The sequence below is a fragment of the Cupriavidus sp. MEYA8 genome (genome assembly GCF_059278825.1).
The window spans coordinates 279,589-294,742 of the sequence record NZ_CM181221.1; the positions used below are offsets into that span (position 1 = coordinate 279,589).

Sequence of the window (15,154 nt, forward strand, 5' to 3'; positions counted from 1 at the left end):
TGATACCCGCTGGCGGGCGGCCGGGGCAGACGCCGATGCAGCCGCCCGCGCAGCGGTGTACTTAGCGGGCGCCCTGGCCGGCCTGGGCCAGATCGCCGGCATCGCCGCCGCCCTGCAGCACCTGCGCCAGGCGCTTGCGGTCAAGCTCGCGTTCCCACGCCGACACCACCACCGTGGCCACGCCGTTGCCGATGATGTTGGTCAGCGCGCGGCACTCGCTCATGAAGCGGTCGATGCCCAGGATCAGCACCATGCCGGCCACCGGGATGGTCGGCACCACCGCCAGCGTCGCGGCCAGCGTGATGAAGCCCGATCCGGTCACGCCGCTGGCGCCCTTGGAGGTGATCATCGCCACCGCCAGGATGGTCAGCTGCTGCATCCACGTCAGTTCGATGCCGGTCGCCTGCGCGATGAAGATCACCGCCATCGTCATGTAGATGTTGGTGCCGTCCAGGTTGAACGAATAGCCGGTAGGCACCACCAGGCCCACCACCGACTTGGAGCAGCCCAGCTTCTCCAGCTTCTCCATCATGTGCGGCAGCGCGGCCTCGGACGAGCTGGTGCCAAGCACGATCAGCAGCTCTTCCTTGATGTACGAGATAAAGCGCACGATGCTGAAGCCGGTCATGCGCGCGATCGTGCCCAGCACCACCAGCACGAAGATGATGGCCGTGAAGTAGAAGGTGCCGATCAGCTTGAGCAGCGGCACCAGCGAACCCAGGCCGTACTTGCCGATGGTGAACGCCATCGCGCCGAAGGCGCCGATCGGGGCCACCTTGGTGATCACGTGCACGATGTGGAAGAACACCTTGGAGACCTGCTCGATCAGCTGCACCACGAAGCGGGCGCGTTCGCCGAGCGTGGCCAGCGCGGCGCCGAAGAACAGCGACACCAGCAGGATCTGCAGGATGTCGCCGTTGGCGAAGGCGCTGAAGACCGTTTCCGGGATGATGTGCATGAAGAACTCGACCGTGCTCTGGCCGTGCGCCTTCGACACGTATTGCGCGATCGCCTTGGTGTCCAGCGTCGACGGGTCGATGTTGAAGCCCACGCCCGGCTTGAGCAGGTGCGCGGCGCCCAGGCCGATCAGCAGCGCGAAGGTCGACACCACTTCAAAGTAGAGCAGCGCCTTGCCGCCGACGCGGCCGACCTTCTTCATGTCGCTCATGCCGGCCATGCCGGTCACCACGGTACAGAAGATGATCGGGCCGATGATCATCTTGATCAGCTTGATGAAGCCATCGCCCAGCGGCTTCATGGCCACGCCCGTATCGGGCCAGTAGTGGCCCAGCAGGATGCCGACCAGGATGGCGAACAGCACCTGCACATACAGGATCTTGTAGAAGGGTTTCTTCATGGTGTCGTCCTCGGTGTTGACCGTACCCGGGGCGATGGCGCCGCGGGCGCGCGCCGTCACGGTTGCGGCGCGTTCAGGGACGGGAATTTGCAACCGGCATGCCAGTCCAACCGGTATCGTTAACTGATTGATTCACAAGGAAACGCGGGTCTTGCCAAGACGCGGGGCCTCCGGGATTCCGGAAATCCGGAATCCCGGCTTCCGGGGATTCGGAATGCCGGCGCGGGCAAAGGTGGCCGAGGCGCCACCTGCGCGGCCGGCATGCGCGGTCAATGGCGTTGCGCGGGTGCCGGAAGGCGCGGGCGTGCCGCCGTGACGCCGTATAATTCCGAGCTTCCGTTCAACGTCCCGCGGTCGTGCCGCCGCGCGGGCCCGCCCTCCTTGTCACCGCATCGCATGAGCAGCTACTACCAGCACCACGTCTTCTTCTGCCTGAACCAGCGCGAGGCCGGCGAGAACTGCTGCGCCAATTTCAACGCCAAGGCCATGCAGGAATACGCCAAGAGGCGCTGCAAGGAACTCGGCATCGCCGGCGGCGAAGGCCGCGTGCGCATCAACAAGGCGGGCTGCCTGAACCGGTGTGAACTCGGGCCGGTGCTGGTGGTCTACCCCGAGGCAATTTGGTACACGTATGTGGACGAGCACGACATCGATGAAATCATCGACAGCCACCTGCTCAACGGCAAGCCGGTCGAGCGGCTGATGGTGGACCGCTGAACGGGAACGAAGCCCAAGGCGCTGCCGATGCCGCAGCGCCGATGCCAGACCCCGCCGCCCGCACGCCGGACGGTTTTTTCATTTCTTGCCCCGGGATTTCCGGGTAGAGCCAGCCGGCGTATCACCATCCAGAAGCGCCATCCTGACCGCCTCCTGATTGCCTCCTGATTGCCCTGACCGTCCTATGAACGCGCATACCCAGGTACTTTCCATCGCCGGCCCCGTCGGCGCGATCGACGTTTCGGTGGACCTGCCGCAAGGCGAGCCACGGGGCCTGGCGCTGGTTGCCCACCCGCATCCGCTGTTCGGCGGCACCAAGGACAACAAGGTCGCGCAGACGCTGGCGCGCGCCTTCGTGCAGCTGGGCTATGCCACCGTGCGCCCCAACTTCCGCGGCGTCGGCGCGACCGCCGGCGAGCATGACAATGGCGTCGGCGAGCAGGACGACCTGCTGGCAGTCGTCGCCTGGATGCGCGAGCAGACCGCGTGGTCGGCGCAGGCCGCGACGCTGCCGCTGGCGCTGGGCGGCTTCTCCTTCGGCAGCTTTGTCAGCACGCACGTGGCCCGGCGCCTGGCCGAGGCCGGCACGCCGGCGCAGCGCCTGGTGCTGGTCGGCACCGCAGCGAGCCGCTGGCAGGTGGCCGAGGTGCCCGCCGACACCATCGTCATACACGGCGAGCAGGATGACACCGTGCCGCTCGCCAGCGTATTCGACTGGGCGCGCCCGCAGGAGCTGCCGGTGATCGTCATCCCCGGCGCCGACCATTTCTTTCACCGCAAGCTGCACCTGATCAAGCAGCTCGTCGTCAACGCGTGGGACCGGTGAGCGGCGCAGCTTCGTCACCGCGCCATCCCGTCCCGCACGATCCCTTTCTTGTCGGAAACAGAAACAATGCTGAATAGAGCCACGACACGCCTTTCCTCCGCCTTTGCACCCGCCGCCATCGTCGCTGCCGTCGCCACGGCCACGCTGGCCGCCGCGCCCGCCGCCGTCCTTGCGCAGGGCGTGCCGATGCCGCAGGTCGCCGCCAAGTCGTGGATGCTGTATGACGTGACCAGCGGCCAGGCGCTGGCCTCGCAGAATGCCGACCAGCGCATCGAGCCGGCCTCGCTGACCAAGCTGATGACCGCCTACCTGGCGTTCGAGGCACTCAAGGAAAAGCGCCTGACGCTGGAACAGACCGTGGTGCCGACCAACCTCGTGCTCAAGGTCAAAAGCGACGAGTCACGCATGTTCATCGAGCCCAACAAGCCGGTCAGCGTGCAGGACCTGCTGCTGGGCCTGATCGTGCAGTCGGGCAACGACGCCGCGCTGGCGCTGGCCGAGGCAGTGGGCGGCTCGGAAGAGGGCTTCGTCGCGATGATGAACCGCGAGGCCCAGCGCATGGGCATGAAGAGCACCCACTTCACCAACACCGACGGCATTCCCGACCCGAACCACTACACCACCGCGGTGGACCTGGCGACGCTGACCACGCACCTGATCAAGGACTTCCCCGAGTACTACGCCATGTACTCGCAGAAGGAGTTCACCTATAACAAGATCAGGCAGCCCAACCGCAACCGCCTGCTGTACATCGACCCGACCGTGGACGGCGTCAAGACCGGCCACACCAAGTCCGCCGGCTATTGCCTGATCTCGTCGGCCCAGCGTCCGCTGGCCAACGTGCCCAACGGCCAGCGCCGCCTGATCTCGATCGTGATCGGCACCACCACCGAACAGGTGCGCACGCAGGAAAGCCTGAAGATCCTCAACTACGGCTTCCAGTTCTTCGACACGCTGCGCCTGTACGACAAGGGGCAGGTGCTGGCCACGCCCGAGATCTACAAGGGCAAGGCCGGCACGGTCAAGATCGGCGTGCAGCACGAGACCTTCGTCACCGTGCCCAAGGGCACCGGCGGTCGCCTGAAGCCGGTGCTGGAGCGCCAGGAACTGATGATCGCGCCGATCGCGGCGGGCCAGCAGGTGGGCATGGTCAAGCTGATGGACGGCGCCAACAAGGTGGCCGAGTTCCCCGTGGTGGCGCTGGAAGAAGTGCCCGAGGCCGGTTTCTTCGGCCGCCTGTGGGACACCATCCGCCTGTGGTTCAAGCGCAAGTGATTGGCACGCGCGGCCTGGAGATTTGCCGGGCCGCGCCGGAGAAAACGACATGACTTCCGACAACCAGGGCAGCGGCAACAAGCCCGGCGATATCCCGCCGGAGCAGTCGCTGATCGAATACCCGAGCCATTTCCCGATCAAGGTGATGGGCTCGATGCAGGACGGCTTTGCCGAGGCCATCGTCACGCTGGTGCAGGAGTTCGATCCGGACTTCCATGCGGGCAAGATGGAGATGCGGCCCTCGAGCAAGGGCAACTATCTCGGACTCACCGTGACGGTGTGGGTGACCAGCCGCGAGCAGCTGGACGACCTGTACCGGGCGCTGACTTCGCATCCGATGGTGAAGGTGGTGCTGTAACCGCTGACGTATCTTTCCTGATTGTTTGCTCCCCCCTCCCGCGCGCGGGAGAGGGGCCGGGGGAGAGGGCAGGCGCTGGCAATGCCGACGCCCGTCACTTTGTTGACACTCCCGCCCTCTCCCCCAACCCCTCTCCCGCAGGCGGGAGAGGGGAGCCGCACCGCAGGGAGCCAAACACCGCGGCTGCGGCACGCATCCTCCCCATACCGACATGAACACCATCACCCTGAAACCCGGCAAGGAAAAATCGCTGCTGCGCCGCCACCCGTGGATCTATGCCACCGGCATCGCCACCACCGAAGGCCGCTGCGAGCCGGGCTCGACCGTGACCGTGCGCGCCGCCGACGGCCGCTTCCTGGCCAAGGCCGCCTACAGCCCCGAATCGCAGATCCGTGCGCGCGTGTGGACCTTCGACGAAAACGAGCCGGTCGACCACGCGCTGTTCAAGCGCCGCGTGGCCGCGGCCATCGCCTACCGGCGCCAGTGGGTGAAGGACAGCGATGCGGTGCGCCTGATCTTCGGCGAATCGGACCGGCTGCCGGGGCTGATCGTCGACTACTACGGCAGTGGGGAAACGGGCCAGCTGGTGTGCCAGTTCAATGCGGCCGGCGTGGAGCACTGGAAGACCGCGATCGTGCAGGCGCTGGTCAAGGAGACTGGCTGCCCCAACGTCTATGAACGCTCCGACGCCGCCGTGCGCCAGCGCGAGGGGCTGGAGCTGGTGACCGGCGTGCTGGCCGGCGCGGAGCCCGATCCGGCGCTGTCGGTGACCGAGCATGGCGTGCGCTATTACGTCGACGTGCGCAACGGCCACAAGACCGGCTTCTACGTCGACCAGCGCGACAACCGCAAGCTGGTGGGCGACCTGGCCGAAGGGCGCGAGGTGCTGAACTGCTTCTGCTATACAGGCGGTTTCTCGCTGGCCGCGCTGCGCGGCGGGGCCAAGTCGGTGACGTCGATCGATTCGTCGGGCGAGGCGCTGAAGATTGCCGCGGGCAACGTCACCCTGAACGGGTTCGATCCGGAGCGCGCGACCTGGCTCGACGCTGACGTGTTCAAGACGCTGCGCGAATTCCGCGCCGAAGGGCGTCAGTTCGACCTGATCGTGCTGGACCCGCCCAAGTTCGCGCCGTCGGCGCAGCATATCGACCGTGCCGCGCGTGCGTACAAGGAGATCAACCTGGTCGGCACGCAGCTGCTGCGGCCAGGCGGTTTGCTGTTCACGTACTCGTGCTCGGGCGCGATCAGCATGGAGCTGTTCCAGAAGATCGTGGCGGGCGCAATGACCGATGCGCGGGCGGATGCGCGCATCCTGCGCAGGCTGTCGGCCGGCACCGATCACCCGATGCTGGCGGCGTTCCCGGAAGGGGAGTACCTGAAGGGGTTGCTGCTGGAGAAGGTGGGGTAACGCTGCGATCCGGAAGCGGCGACAGCCCTAGCGCGCCGCTTGTTTTCTCCCCTATCCCGCGCGCGGGAGAGGGGAGAAAAACGGCGCGACGAGACTACCGCCACATATTCCGCATCCGGCTGGCCAGGTCCACCGGCGCCAGCGCCGGCTTTGCCTTCCCCTCGCCCGGCATCGGCGGCGGCGGCCATGCCCGGCTGTGGAAATTCGGCATCACGCGATTCGGGATGAACCGCGTGCGCGACGCATACACATGCCGGTCGCCAAAGCCCACCTGCTGGTGCACGTAGAAGCGCTGCGGCACGACGACGTCCAGATGGTCCTTGGCGCGCGTCATCGCCACATACAGCAGCCGCCGTTCTTCCTCGATCTCTTCGGTCGTTCCCGTCGCCAGGTCGCTCGGCATGCAGCCATCGACGGCATTGAGCACATATACTGCCTTCCACTCCTGCCCCTTGGCCGAGTGGATGGTCGACAGGATCAGGTAGTCCTCGTCGCGCGACGGCACGCCGGATTCATCGCTCGACGCACTGGGCGGGTCCAGCGTCAGCTCGGTCAGGAAGCGCTCGCGCGCGCCGTAGGTGGCGGCGATGCGTTCCAGCTGCTGCAGGTCGGCCTGGCGCGCGGCGGCGTCGTCGTGCAGGCGTTCGAGGTGCGGCGTGTACCAGGCCAGCACCTGCTCGAACTCCGACGGCCACGGCGAGGCCGGCGCCATCAGCGCGCGCGCCAGCGTCAGCAGGTCGGCCCACGCGGGGGCAGCGGCCGGCGGCGGCTCGAATTCCTGCAGCGAGAACAGCGGCTCGGTGGCCAGCGCCAGCGCGTCGAGCACACGTGCCGCGGTCTTGGGGCCGATGCCCGGCAGCAGCTGCAGCGTGCGGAAGCCTGCCATGCGGTCGCGCGGGTTTTCCAGCCAGCGCACCACGGCCAGCACGTCTTTCACGTGCGTCGATTCCAGGAACTTGAGCCCGCCGAACTTCACGAACGGGATATTGCGCCGCGCCAGCTCGATCTCCACCTGCGCGCTGTGGTCGGCGGCGCGGAACAGCACCGCCTGCGCCATCAGCGCCAGGCCGGCCTCGCGCCGCGCCAGCACCTGCTCGACCACGTAGCGCGCCTGGTCGGCCTCGTCGTTGACGACGATGATGCCGGGCTTCTCGGCCGACAGCCGCTCGGACCAGAGATCCTTGGTATAGCGCTCGGCCGCCAGTCCGATCACGGCGTTGGCGGCCTGCAGGATCGGCTGCGTCGAGCGGTAGTTCTGCGACAGCGTCACCTGCTGCGCGGGCGGCGTGAACTGCTGCGGGAAATCGAGGATATTGCGCACGGTCGCACCGCGGAACGCGTAGATCGACTGCGCATCGTCGCCGACCACGGTCAGGCCGCGGCCATCGGGCCGCATGGCCAGCAGGATCGACGCCTGCAGTGCGTTGGTGTCCTGGTATTCGTCGACCAGGACGTGGTCGAAGCGCGCGCCGATGTCCTGCGCGATGGCCGGCTCTGCCATGGCCTGCGCCCAGTACAGCAGCAGGTCGTCGTAGTCGAGCACGTGCTGCTTCTGCTTGGCCTCGACATAGCCGGCAAACAGCGTGCGCAGCGCATCGGCCCACATCGCGTAGCGCGGGAACTGCTGCTTGAGCACGTCCTCCAGCGGCGCCTGCGTGTTGACCACGCGCGAGTAGATCGACAGGCAGGTCTCTTTTTTGGGAAAGCGGCTCGCGGTCTCGGACAGGCCCAGGTCGTGGCGCACCACGTGCATCAGGTCGGCCGCATCGCCGCGGTCGCTGATGGTGAAGGCGGGCGACAGGCCCAGCGTCTCGGCGTACTCGCGCAGCAGGCGCGCGCCGATGGCGTGGAAGGTGCCCGACCACTGCAGCGCCGCGCGGCCCGCGCCGGTCTGCGTGCCCAGCGCCTGGTCGACGATGCGCTCGACGCGCCGGCCCATTTCGGCGGCGGCGCGGCGCGAGAAGGTCAGCAGCAGGATGCGGCGCGGATCGGCGCCGCCCAGCACCAGGTGCGCGACCCGGTGCGCCAGCGTGTTGGTCTTGCCCGAGCCCGCGCCGGCGATGATCAGCAGCGGCCCGTCGCTGCCGTGCTCGACCGCGGCGCGCTGCTCCGGGTTGAGCCTGGACAGGTAGGCGGGGCCTGCGTCGGCCGCATCGGGGGCAAGGGCGGATTCGAGGTCCGCGGCGGGGGCAAGGTCGAGTGACACAGGCAGGAAAGAGGAATGGGGCGGGCAAAAAAAGCTGGCGCTAACTGTATATCCATACAGCCCGGCAGTGCAAGCCGCTTTGCGCGGGATGGGGCACGAACCAATAAAAAAGGTGCTCGATGAGCACCTTTTCCTGAATGTTGCGGGCGGCGGCGGGTGACAGCGTTACGCAGACTTTGCCAGCGCGCCGTCCAGCAGCTTGTGCAGCGCATCCCACTCGGGCTCGCCGACATAACGCTTGAGGATGCGTCCGTCCTTGTCGACCACGAAGGTGGTCGGCGTCAGCTGCACATTGCCGAAGGCCCTGGCGGCGGACCCGTCCGAATCCATCGCGACCTTGAACGGCAGCCCGCGCGTCTTGGCGTAGTTCATCACGTACATCGGCGGGTCATAGTTCATCGCCACGGCGACGAACTCCAGCCCCTTGCCCTTGAACTGCTCGTAGGTCTTGACCATGTCGGGCATTTCCTTGACGCAGGTGGCGCAGCTGGTGGCCCAGAAATTGACCAGGTAGACCTTGCCCTTCAGGTCGGCGGTGCTGACCTTCTCGCCCGACAGCAGCGTGAACGTGGCGGCCGGCGCGGCGTTGGAGGGCGCCAGCGCGCGGTAGCCGAACCAGCCCAGCAGCGCCAGTACGACGACTGCGGCGACGATGGGCCAGGGCTTGCGGGAGGACTTGGCGGAAGTGGAAGTGGTCATGGGAGGCGGAGGAAGGCGAATTCTCTTCGGGCAACGACACATTCTAATGCCGCGGGCGCCGCGGTGTTGCGCGCGGTCTGCTTGCGTCAATCTGTCGCAATGCCGGCGCCACCGCGCGGTTCAGCGCCGTGTGGCGATGGCGGCGCGTGCCTGGTCCAGCGCCTGCTCCAGGTAGGCGCCGTAGAAATCGGGCTGCATGCCGCGCAGCGGACTGGCGGCGGCGCGGCCCTGGCGATCGAGGAACAGCACCGTCGGCGCCACCCGCACCTGGTGCGCCCGCGCCCAGTCGCGCGCGGTGGTCATGCTGCCGTCGGCATCGCGCAGCGGCGTGGCGGCGGTCAGGTCGAGCTCGCGCACCGCGATCTCGCCGGCGGCGGCCTGCGGGCCGAGGTAGTTGCGGCGCACCGCGTCGCAATAGCCGCATCCTGGCATCGACACCAGCAGCACCAGCGGCTCGCCACGTTGCGCGGCCTCGGCGCCATGCGCGGCCAGGTCGGTGGCGGCAGGCAGGTGCGCCGTGCCCGCGGCCAGCGCCGCGCCGGCGGCCGTTGCCAGCAGCGTGCAGGCGGCCAGTCGCGCCAGTTGCGCTAGTCGGAGCAGCGCGGACCGGGCTGGTACGGCGAGGCGGGGCAGGGCGGGAACAGGCATGCGGTCGGGAAAGACTGTCAGGCGGCGCACCATGCACCGGGGCGCCACTTCCGCGATAATACCGGTTTCCGCCCGCAGGCGACGGCGGCCGCCAGAGCCGCTCCATGGCCTGCGCGCGCTGTCCGCCACACGCTTCCCCATGCGTCCTCTTTCGCCCCAGTCGTCGAGCCTGGCCGCCCTGGCCCGCAGTCCCATGCTGCGCCGCGCCGCCGTATGCGCGGCGCTGGCCCTCTGCGCCTGTTCGCCCCGCTATGACTGGCGCACGATCCAGTCCGGCGAGGGCGCCTATGCCGCGCTCTACCCCGGCAAGCCCAGCAGCGCCGCGCGCGACGTCACCATCGCCGGCCGCAAGCTGCCGATGACGATGGAGGCGGCGCGCGTCGACGACACGCTATTCGCCGTGGGCGTGGTCACGCTGCCTGCCGACGACGAAGCGCTGCGGCGCGAGGCGCTGGCGGCGATGCAGGCGGGCCTGCTGGCCAACCTGGGCACGTCGTCGGGCGAGCCGGCGCGTACGCGCCCGGTCACGATCACGACCGCCGACAAGCCGGGGCGGCCGCTGGCCGGCGTGGAAGTGCAGGCCAGCGGCGTGTCGCCGCAGGACCAGTCGCCGCGGCGGCTGACCGCGCGGCTGGTGGCGGTGGGCGCGCGCGCCTACCAGGCGGTGGTGCTGGAGTCCGGCGACGCCGCGCGCGACCAGCGCCAGGCCGAGCAGGTGGAGCAGTTCCTCGGCGGCTTCCACCCGTTCTGAGGTCCCGCAGGACGCCGCAGGAATACAGGGTTTGCGCCGGGCCGCGTCAGTGCGGCGGCGGCAGTTGTCGGGCAGTTGTCGTCTAGGAGAATCGAAATGCGTTGGGAAGTGTGGCTGGCTTATTTCGCCGCGTGCTGGGTGATTGCGGTGTCGCCGGGATCGGGGGCGGTGCTGTCGATGAGCCACGGCCTGTCGTATGGCCTGCGCAAGACCACCACCACGATCTTCGGCCTGCAGACGGGGTTGGTAATCGTGCTGCTGGTGGCCGGCGGCGGGCTGGGCGCGCTGCTGCTGGCCTCGGAGCAGGCCTTCATGGTGGTGAAGACCGTGGGCGCGCTGTATCTGATTTACCTGGGCTTGCAGCAGTGGCGCGCGAAGGTGCAAAGCAGCGAAGGCGCCAGCGAGGGTCCCGCCCGCGTGGCCGTGATGAGCCCACGCCGGCGCTTCGCCACCGGGCTGCTGACCAACGTGACCAATCCCAAGGGCATCATCTTCATGGTCGCGGTGCTACCGCAGTTTATCGACCCGAACCACCCGCTGGCGCCGCAGCTGGCCATCCTGGCGCTGACCATGTGCTGCGTCGACCTGGTGGTGATGCACGGCTACGCGCTGCTGGCCTCGCGCATGCAGGGCCTGTTCCGCAACGCGCGCGCGGTGCGCTGGCAGAACCGCTTCTTCGGCAGCGTGCTGATGGCGGTTGGCGCGGCGCTGTTCTTCGTGCGCCGGCAGCACGCCTGAGCGCCGGCACTGGCGCCAACCCTCGGGGTTTGCTTCAATGAGGGGAACCCCCCGGCCACGGAGAGCCCCAAATGCCAGCCTCGCCGATTCCCCGCGCCGGCGCGCGCATGCTGCCGCGCCACACCGTGCCTCCGGTGGAAGAACCGTCGCCGCCGGGCGTGCCTCCCGACTTGCCATTGCCGCCGGAAGAAGATCCGGTGCCGCCGCCGGTCGAGCCGCCGGTGGCGACGCCAATCGGAAAACGCGCGTAGGGATCGCCGCGGCCCGCCGGGGCCGCTTTAGGCCTTCCTCCCTTTCGTCGCTGCGGCGCGGCGCCCGGCATGGTTCGCCTGTCACGCTGGGGGCGCAAAGTATGGCGGTCCATGCCGCGGCATCGTGCCGGGCGCGCTGTGACCCGCGCCTGTGCCTGCGCCGGGGTGGGGGCCAGCGTGCTCACTGGCATGGTTCATGCGGCTTGCCGCGCGTGCCGGCCGGGCTCGCGCTGCCCGACCCACATCGCGCCGGTGTTCCCGGCAAGCAAGGAGCCCTCCATGCCTACCGCCCGTTCCGCGTTTTCAGCTTCCTCCTTCGGCACGCCCGATCCACGGCCGGTGGATCTTGTGATCTTCGGCGGCACCGGCGACCTGTCGGCCCGCAAGCTGCTGCCCTCGCTGTACATGTGCCATCGCGACGGCAACCTGCCCGAGGGCACGCGCATCATCGGCGTGGGCCGCCATGAATGGGATGCCGCAGCCTTCGCGCGTTTTGCCGACGAGCGCGCGCAGCCGTTCGTCGATGCGCGCTACCTCGATCCCGACAAGTGGCGCGCGTTCCTGCAGCGGCTCGACTTCGTCCGGGTCGATGCCTCGCAGCCCGGCCACTACGAGACGCTGGGGAAGGCGCTGCGCAGCGAAGCGCTGCGCATCTACTACATGGCGATGCCGCCGGGCCTGTTCGCCCAGACCTGCGACAACCTGGCCGGGCACGGCCTGATTGCCGACGACACCCGGCTGGTGCTGGAGAAGCCGCTGGGGGTCGACCTCGCCTCGGCCATTGCCATCAGCGAGGTAGTGACGCGCTACTTCAGCGAAGACCGCACCTACCGGATCGACCACTACCTCGGCAAGGAGACGGTGCAGAACCTGATGGCGCTGCGCTTCGGCAATTCGATTTTCGAGCCGCTGTGGCGCACGCCGTTCGTGTGCAGCGTGCAGATCACCGTGGCCGAGACGGTCGGCGTGGGCTCGCGCGGCGGCTTCTACGACGAGGCCGGCGCCATGCGCGACATGATCCAGAACCACCTGCTGCAACTGGTCAGCATCCTGGCCATGGAGCCGCCCGCATCGCTGAACTCGGACGCCGTGCGCGACGAGAAGCTCAAGGTGTTGCGCTCATTGCGCCCGATGTCGCCCGAGGACGTGCGCCGCAACACGGTGCGCGGCCAGTACACCGCGGGCGCCATCGGCGGCGAGCTGGTGCCCGGCTACCTGCAGGAAGACGGCATCCCGGCGGACAGCCGCACCGAGACCTTCGTCGCGATGCGCGCGGAGCTGGGTACCTGGCGCTGGAACAAGGTGCCGTTCTACCTGCGCACCGGCAAGCGCATGCAGGAACGGGTGACCGAGGTGGTGATCCAGTTTGCCGGGGTGCCGCACTCGATCTTCGATCCCGGCAGCACGCTGCGCGCCAACCGCATGGTGATCCGGCTGCAGCCGGAAGAGTCGGTGCGGCTGATGCTGATGGTCAAGCAGCCGGGCGAAGGCATGAAGCTCAAGCCGCTGAGCCTGGCGCTGAACCTGGACTCGGCCTTCACCACGCGCCGCGCCGAAGCCTACGAGCGGCTGTTGCTCGACGTGATCCGGGGCCGGCTGGCGCTGTTCGTGCGACGCGACGAGCTGCAGGCCGCGTGGACCTGGGTCGATCCGATCCTGGAAGCCTGGCGGCACCAGGACGAAGGCCCGCGGCCCTACACCGCCGGCACCTGGGGGCCGGCGGCGTCTTCGGCGTTCATGGCGCGCGAGGGCGTGCAGTGGTCGGAGGAAGCCTGACCGCCGCCGCCACCGCCAACTGCGGACCGGCGCGCCGGTCGTCCGGATCGAGGCTGTCCCCGCCGCTTCGCCGCGGCTGGCGCTAGCCGGCCATCCGCAGCGCCCGCCGGTAATGGATCGCCTCGCCCACGTGGCTGGCGGTCAGCACCTCGGCGCGATCGAGGTCGGCAACCGTGCGCGCCACCTTCAGCACGCGGAAGTACGAGCGCGCCGACCACGCCAGCCGCGTCATCGCGCCGCGCAGCAGCGCCTGTGCCTGCGGCTCCAGCACGCAGTGCTGCTCGATCTCGCGGCCGCCCAGTTCGCTGTTGGGCTTGCCTTGCCGCGACAGCTGCAGCGCCCGCGCCGCCAGCACGCGCTCGCGCACCGCGGCGCTGGGCTCGCCCGGCGGGCCGTCGAGCATCTCGCCCTGGTCCTGGGCGGGCACTTCGATCTGCAGGTCGATCCGGTCGAGCATCGGCCCGGAAATGCGCGACTGGTAGCGGCGCACCTGGTCGGGGGTGCAGCGGCATGGCCGGTCGGGATGCCCGAGGTAGCCGCACGGGCACGGGTTCATCGCCGCCACGAACTGGAAGCACGCGGGAAAGTCGGCGTGCCCATTGGCGCGCGCGATGGTGATGCGACCGGACTCCAGCGGCTCGCGCAGGACTTCGAGCACCCGGCGGTCGAATTCGGGCAATTCATCCAGGAACAGGACCCCGTGGTGCGCCAGCGAGATCTCGCCCGGCCGCGGGTTGCCGCCGCCGCCAACCATGGCCGGGCCCGACGCGGTGTGGTGCGGCGCGCGGCAGGGGCGCCGGCCCCACAGTTCGGTGCGGAAGCCGCCCGGCGTCAGGCTCATGACCGCCGCGGATTCCAGCGCCTCCTGCAGCGACATCGGCGGCAGCAGGCCCGGCAGCCGTTGCGCCAGCATCGACTTGCCGGTGCCTGGCGGGCCCACCAGCAAGGCCGAATGCTGTCCCGCGGCGGCGACTTCCATGGCCCGGCGTGCCTGCGCCTGGCCGCGCACGTCGCGCATGTCGGGTCCGCTGGCGCTCGACTTCGGCAGCGCGGCGGGGGCGGCGCGCGGCAGGCGCGCGTCCGGCTGGCCACCGAGGTGCTCGCATACCTCGCGCAGCGTGGCGGCGGCGTGGACGGCCAGGTCTTCGATCAATGCCGCTTCGGGGCCATTGTCGCGGGCCACCAGGAAAGCGCGTGGGGCGGCGCCGGCCGCGTGGCATGCGGCGTTGTCCTGCGCCAGGCACATCGCCATGGCCAGCGCGCCGCGCACCGGCCGCAGCTCGCCCGACAACGACAGCTCGGCGGCGAATTCGTGGGCGTCGAGCGCCTCGGACGGGATCTGGCCACTGGCGGCGAGGATGCCCAGCGCGATGGCCAGGTCGAAGCGCCCCGATTCCTTGGGCAGGTCGGCCGGGGCCAGGTTGACGGTGATGCGCCGGTTGGGAAATTCGTAGCCGCTGTTGAGGATGGCGGCGCGCACGCGCTCGCGGCTCTCGCGCACGCCGGTGTCGGCCAGGCCGACGATGGTGAACACCGGCAGGCCGTTGGCCAGGTGCGTTTCCACGCGCACCGGGGGCGCGGCGATGCCGGTCAGCGCGCGGCTGCGCAGGACGGCAAGACTCATGTCAGGCCCTCCATGTCATCGAATCGTTAACGAAGAAGGCCGCCAGGATTGGCGGCCTTCAGGCAGGCTGGTGTGGTCAGCGCGGACTGGCGGTCTCACGCGCCTCCGGTGGAGTCCACCGCACCGGCGCCGGGCGGGATGCCGGCGCGGCGCTCGAGTTCGGCCACGCGGGCTTCCAGCTCTTCCAGCCGGGCGCGGGTACGGGCCAGCACCTGCGATTGCACGTCGAATTCCTCGCGGGTGACCAGGTCGAGCCGGGCGAAGCCCTGCGTCATCATGCTGCGCACATTCTTCTCGATGTCCCTTGCCGGCGAATTGCGCAGCGCCTCGCTGACCTTGTTCTGCAGGTCGTTGAAGAGATCGGTCGGTTTCATGGTTTCTCCTTTGCGCACCTAACTGGTGCCAATCCCGGTAGGCATCTGGCGTATCGCGCGCTTTCGCACTGGTTTTGGGCGCCCTGAATGCGGGCGGAATTCCCTGGTGCGGGCGCACGCTGCCACCGTCAGGTCTCAATTATCGC

General features: G+C 68.8%; 15 protein-coding genes. 9 read left to right on the plus strand and 6 right to left on the minus strand.

Going from position 1 to position 15,154, the window contains the following annotated elements; all coding sequences use genetic code 11:
- Positions 1 to 61: 61 nt before the first annotated feature.
- The gene (locus AC5WJ1_RS01280; RefSeq protein WP_133094194.1) at positions 62 to 1,357 is read right to left on the minus strand and encodes a dicarboxylate/amino acid:cation symporter; all 1,296 of its coding nucleotides are present in this window, start codon (positions 1,355 to 1,357) and stop codon (positions 62 to 64) included.
- Positions 1,358 to 1,753: 396 nt separating this feature from the next.
- On the opposite strand from AC5WJ1_RS01280, the gene AC5WJ1_RS01285 reads away from it, so the two are divergent.
- The 5 genes from AC5WJ1_RS01285 to AC5WJ1_RS01305 all read left to right on the plus strand — a co-directional run bounded on the left by AC5WJ1_RS01285 (position 1,754) and on the right by AC5WJ1_RS01305 (position 5,941).
- Complete coding sequence (locus AC5WJ1_RS01285; protein ID WP_135704308.1) at positions 1,754 to 2,074, plus strand: (2Fe-2S) ferredoxin domain-containing protein; 321 nt, start codon at positions 1,754 to 1,756, stop codon at positions 2,072 to 2,074.
- Between the two features lie 184 nt (positions 2,075 to 2,258).
- Positions 2,259 to 2,900 (plus strand): alpha/beta hydrolase, encoded by a 642-nt coding sequence (locus tag AC5WJ1_RS01290; protein ID WP_133093574.1) that lies wholly within the window; start codon positions 2,259 to 2,261, stop codon positions 2,898 to 2,900.
- Between the two features lie 66 nt (positions 2,901 to 2,966).
- Positions 2,967 to 4,175 carry a D-alanyl-D-alanine carboxypeptidase family protein gene (locus AC5WJ1_RS01295; protein ID WP_133093575.1) on the plus strand — a complete coding sequence of 403 codons (1,209 nt, stop codon included), beginning with the start codon at positions 2,967 to 2,969 and terminating at the stop codon, positions 4,173 to 4,175.
- A 49-nt stretch (positions 4,176 to 4,224) separates the two neighbouring features.
- Complete coding sequence (locus tag AC5WJ1_RS01300; protein ID WP_133093576.1) at positions 4,225 to 4,533, plus strand: HP0495 family protein; 309 nt, start codon at positions 4,225 to 4,227, stop codon at positions 4,531 to 4,533.
- Positions 4,534 to 4,744: 211 nt separating this feature from the next.
- Positions 4,745 to 5,941, plus strand: a complete 1,197-nt coding sequence (locus tag AC5WJ1_RS01305) for a class I SAM-dependent rRNA methyltransferase (RefSeq protein ID WP_135704310.1) — start codon at positions 4,745 to 4,747, stop codon at positions 5,939 to 5,941.
- Positions 5,942 to 6,035: 94 nt separating this feature from the next.
- On the opposite strand, the gene AC5WJ1_RS01310 is transcribed toward AC5WJ1_RS01305, so the two are convergent.
- From AC5WJ1_RS01310 to AC5WJ1_RS01320, 3 genes are all read right to left on the minus strand, one after another.
- On the minus strand, positions 6,036 to 8,147 hold the full coding sequence (locus tag AC5WJ1_RS01310) for an ATP-dependent helicase (RefSeq protein ID WP_133093578.1): 2,112 nt from the start codon (positions 8,145 to 8,147) through the stop codon (positions 6,036 to 6,038).
- A 165-nt stretch (positions 8,148 to 8,312) separates the two neighbouring features.
- Positions 8,313 to 8,846 carry a TlpA disulfide reductase family protein gene (locus AC5WJ1_RS01315; RefSeq protein WP_133093579.1) on the minus strand — a complete coding sequence of 178 codons (534 nt, stop codon included), beginning with the start codon at positions 8,844 to 8,846 and terminating at the stop codon, positions 8,313 to 8,315.
- Positions 8,847 to 8,966: 120 nt separating this feature from the next.
- The gene (locus AC5WJ1_RS01320) at positions 8,967 to 9,494 is read right to left on the minus strand and encodes a SoxW family protein (protein ID WP_255519879.1); all 528 of its coding nucleotides are present in this window, start codon (positions 9,492 to 9,494) and stop codon (positions 8,967 to 8,969) included.
- Between the two features lie 139 nt (positions 9,495 to 9,633).
- Here AC5WJ1_RS01320 and AC5WJ1_RS01325 point away from each other — a divergent pair, with 139 nt between their 5' ends.
- From AC5WJ1_RS01325 to zwf, 4 genes are all read left to right on the plus strand, one after another.
- Positions 9,634 to 10,245, plus strand: coding sequence for a hypothetical protein (locus AC5WJ1_RS01325; RefSeq protein ID WP_135704314.1), 612 nt, complete (start codon positions 9,634 to 9,636; stop codon positions 10,243 to 10,245).
- A 96-nt stretch (positions 10,246 to 10,341) separates the two neighbouring features.
- Positions 10,342 to 10,983: a LysE family transporter gene (locus tag AC5WJ1_RS01330; RefSeq protein ID WP_063236625.1), complete on the plus strand. Its 642-nt coding sequence runs from the start codon at positions 10,342 to 10,344 to the stop codon at positions 10,981 to 10,983.
- 71 nt (positions 10,984 to 11,054) lie between these two features.
- Positions 11,055 to 11,234 carry a hypothetical protein gene (locus tag AC5WJ1_RS01335; protein WP_133093581.1) on the plus strand — a complete coding sequence of 60 codons (180 nt, stop codon included), beginning with the start codon at positions 11,055 to 11,057 and terminating at the stop codon, positions 11,232 to 11,234.
- A gap of 279 nt (positions 11,235 to 11,513) precedes the next feature.
- Positions 11,514 to 13,010, plus strand: a complete 1,497-nt coding sequence (zwf, locus tag AC5WJ1_RS01340) for a glucose-6-phosphate dehydrogenase (RefSeq protein WP_133093582.1) — start codon at positions 11,514 to 11,516, stop codon at positions 13,008 to 13,010.
- 82 nt (positions 13,011 to 13,092) lie between these two features.
- Here the strand turns inward: zwf and AC5WJ1_RS01345 are convergent, their stop codons facing one another.
- Both AC5WJ1_RS01345 and AC5WJ1_RS01350 read right to left on the minus strand, forming a co-directional pair.
- Positions 13,093 to 14,634, minus strand: a complete 1,542-nt coding sequence (locus AC5WJ1_RS01345; RefSeq protein WP_494476325.1) for a YifB family Mg chelatase-like AAA ATPase — start codon at positions 14,632 to 14,634, stop codon at positions 13,093 to 13,095.
- Between the two features lie 95 nt (positions 14,635 to 14,729).
- The gene (locus AC5WJ1_RS01350; protein ID WP_133093584.1) at positions 14,730 to 15,008 is read right to left on the minus strand and encodes an accessory factor UbiK family protein; all 279 of its coding nucleotides are present in this window, start codon (positions 15,006 to 15,008) and stop codon (positions 14,730 to 14,732) included.
- Positions 15,009 to 15,154: the final 146 nt, after the last annotated feature.